At 70.2% G+C, this 3,180-nt stretch carries 3 protein-coding genes and 2 pseudogenes; all 5 read right to left on the bottom strand.

Translation table 11 applies throughout. From position 1 onward, the window contains the following. Window positions 1-418, bottom strand: a pseudogene (locus tag FUT87_RS24215) (heme utilization protein); the annotation flags it as partial. Window positions 419-542: 124 nt separating this feature from the next. Beyond that, window positions 543-839 (bottom strand): hypothetical protein, encoded by a 297-nt coding sequence (locus tag FUT87_RS24210; protein WP_147242645.1) that lies wholly within the window; start codon window positions 837-839, stop codon window positions 543-545. Between the two features lie 77 nt (window positions 840-916). Continuing rightward, window positions 917-2,704: a hypothetical protein gene (locus FUT87_RS31100; RefSeq protein WP_404935438.1), complete on the bottom strand. Its 1,788-nt coding sequence runs from the start codon at window positions 2,702-2,704 to the stop codon at window positions 917-919. Window positions 2,705-2,716: 12 nt separating this feature from the next. Next, a pseudogene (locus tag FUT87_RS31850) lies at window positions 2,717-3,046 on the bottom strand (hypothetical protein); the annotation flags it as partial. Further along, window positions 2,931-3,180, bottom strand: a 250-nt coding sequence (locus FUT87_RS31845; RefSeq protein ID WP_222617266.1) for a hypothetical protein, incomplete at its 5' end; no start/stop codon positions are given. The gene FUT87_RS31845 and the pseudogene FUT87_RS31850, both read right to left, overlap by 116 nt.

The raw sequence follows: 3,180 nt of genomic DNA, 5'->3' as shown, positions 1-3,180 counted from the left end.
CGCTGCCCAGGCCGCGCACCTGCACCGAGGACAGCGCCGCGATCTGCGCGCTGTCGAGCGCGCTGAACTGGTCGCTGTCCATGCGGCGCAGCCGGTCCACCGTCAGCGCCGGGATCTGCGCGGTGGTCAGCGCATGGATCTGGTCGGTGGTCAGCGCGGCCAGCGAGGCGGTGGTCAGTGTCCGCAGCGCGCCGGTGTTGAGCGCCTGCACGTCCTGCAGCTCCAGCGCCGCGAGCTGGCCCGAGGCCAGATAGTTGAGCTGCCGCGCGGTCAGCGCATGCACCTGCAGCGTGGTCAGGCCCACCACCTGGGCGGCGCTCAGCATGGCCCACTCCGGCCCGGTCAGCGTGGCGAGCTGCGCGGTGGTGAGGGCTGCGATCTCCTCGGGAGTGAGCGATCCGACGTCGAAGGTGGCCATGGGGGTGGGAGGGGACTGCTGGAACCTGGCGGTCTGTCGTTTGCGGCCCACGCCGGCGGGGCGCGCGGGCGAGGGCCGCAAACGGCAAACCGGGGGCGCGAGGCCCCCGGTTCCGGACTGCCGCTTAGATCAGCGGAACAGCGCCGTTCTGGTCGTCGTCATGCAGCTTCTTGTAGGCCGCGCTGAGCACGTCGTGGTTGACCGCGTCGGTGGACGCCGCGGTGGTGGCCGCCGTGGCCGCCGTCGCGGTGTGCGCCGTCGCGCCGCCGAGCAGGTTGGCTTCCGGCTGGGCGAGCAGGTCGCCCAGCTGCGGCGCGGCTTCCCGCGTCGTGCCATGGACCTGCTGCGTCGCGCCGTCCTTGGTGAACCACACGTCGGACATCTCGCTCGTCGTGCCGTCCGCCTTGGTGTAGCTGGACACCAGGCCGATCAGGTTGCCGTGATCGACGTCCGTGCCCTTGGTCGCGCCCAGGTTCAGGTCGACGATGCCCAGATCGGTCAGCGACTTGAGTTCACCCGCGTCGTCTTGCCGTCGTGGTTGGCGTCGACCCAGACCTGCAGGTGGCTGAAGTCCGCATCCTTGGCGTTGATGTGGCCGTCATGGTTGGCGTCCAGCGAGGCGAGGGCGGCGAAGCCGTCCAGGCCCTTGCGGCCGTTGACCGTGGTGCCCGAGCCGAAGAGCTCGGCGCCGCTGTCGATCGTGCCGTTGCCGTTGCGATCCATCACCAGCAGGCCGTCGTTGCCGCCGACCCAGCCCCACTTGTCGTTGTGACCGGTGGCGTTGAGGTCGAAGTGCACGCCGTCCTTGGCTGCCAGCGTCTGGATGCCGTTGCCGTCCAGGTCCAGCATGATCGGCGTGGCCATGAAGTGGGCGTTGATCTGCTCGTCGCTCCAGCCGGCCTTCTGGTCGGAGGTCATCGCCAGCACCTGCTCCATGCTCATGCTGGCCAGGTCCTGCGTGTCCCAGCCGATGAACTGGTCGGAGGTCATCGCCACGATCTGGTCGGTCGACAGGCCCTGGATCTGCACCGAGGTGAGCGCGTGGATGTCGCTCGAGTCCAGCGCCAGGATCTGGTCGGTCGTGAACGCATGCAGCTGCGACGAGGTCATCGTCCCGAAGTGCGTGCTGGTCAGCGCGCCGATGTCGTCCGTGGTGATGGCCGCGATCTGGTCCGTGCCCAGCGCGCGCAGTTGCGCGGTGCTGAATTCATGGACCTGGTCGCTGGTCAGCGCCGCGATCTGGTCGGTGCTGAAGGCGTGGATCGCCGCGGTGCTCAGCGCATGGATGCCGGCGGTGGAGATCGAGGCGATGTCGGCCGTCTCGATGCCCGCCACCTGCGTCGCGCTCACCGCGCTCCACTGCTGCGAGGTCAGCGCATGGATCTGGTCCGAGCTGAAGGCCTCGAAGTCCGCCGAGCCGAAGGCCACCAGGTTGCCGCTGGCGATCGCCGCCAGGTCACCGGTGTCGATCGCCTGCACCTGGTCGGTGGTGAAGGCGCTCAGCTGGGCCGAGCTCATCGCCACGACCTGCGTCGAGGTCAGCGCCTGCACGTCGTCGGTGGCCAGCTGGCTCACCTGCAGCGTGCTCAGCGCGGCGACCTGCTGCGTGGTCAGCGCCGCGATCTGGTCGGAGCCCAGCGCTTCCAGTTGAGCGCTGTCCAGCGAGCGGATCGCCAGCGTGCTCAGGCTGCGCAGGTCGGCCGACTCGAAGGCCGCCATCTGGTCGGTGGTCAGGCCGTCGACCTGGGCCGAGCTCAGGGCCGCCGCCTGCGACGAGCTCAACGCCTGGATCGCGTCGGTGCTCAGGGCGCCGATCTGGGCCGAGCCCAGGGCCTGCAGCTGCGCCGAGCTCAGCGCGGCGACGTCGTCCGTCGTCATCGTCGAGATCTGCGTGGTCGTCAGGGCCTGCAGCTGGCTGTTGCCCAGCGCGCGGATCTGGCCGCTGGTCAGCGCGTTCAGGTCGTCGCTGCTCAGGTTGGCGATCTGCGCGGTCGTCAGCGCGGCGACCTGGACGGTCGTCAGCGCGGCGATCTGGTCGGAGCCCAGCGCCTCGATCTGGTCGGTGGCCAGGGCGCGCAGGGCGACCGTGGACAGCGAGCGCAGGTCACCGGTCTCCAGCGCGGCCATCTGGTCCGTCGTCAGGCCCTTGACCTGGGCCGAGCTCAGCGCGGCCACCTGGACCGAGCTCAGCGCGATCACCGCCTCGGTGCTCAGCGCGCCGATCTGGGCCGAGCTCAGGGCCTGGACCTGTTGCGAGCTCAGGGCCGCGACGTCGGCGCTCTCCATCGTGGAAACCTGCGTGGTCGTCAGCGCGGCGACCTGTTGCGTCGTCAGCGCGCGGACCTGGGCGCTGGTGAGCGCGTTCAGGTCGTCGCTGGCGAGCGTGCTCACCTGGCCGGTGGTCAGCGCGGCGACCTGCGTCGTCGTCAGCGAGGCGACCTGGTCGGAGCCCAGGGCGCCCAGCTGGTCGCTGGTCAGCGCACGCAGCGCCACCGTCGACAGGGCCTTCAGGTCACCCGATTCCAGGGCGGCCATCTGGTCGGTGGTCAGGCCGGCGACCTGCTTGCTGGTCAGCGCGGCGACCTGCGTCGAGCTCAGCGCCACGACCGCTTCGGTGGTCAGCGCGCCGACCTGGTCGGAGCTCGAGCGCGGCGATCTGCTGCGTGGACAGCGCCTGCACGTCGGCGCTTTCCATCGTGTTGACCTGGGCGGTCGTCAGCGCGGCGACCTGCTGCGTCGACAGGGCCTTGATCTGGCCGCTG

Source organism: Mitsuaria sp. TWR114 (assembly GCF_007997345.1).
The sequence above is the reverse complement of the archived record's forward strand: the minus strand, read 5'-3'. Positions and strand labels throughout refer to the sequence as shown.

Excerpts from the sequence above, each read along its gene's own strand:
- FUT87_RS31100 (WP_404935438.1), bottom strand. The coding sequence starts at position 2,704 with ATGGAGAGCGCCGACGTCGCGGCCCTGAGCTCGCAACAGGTCCAGGCC.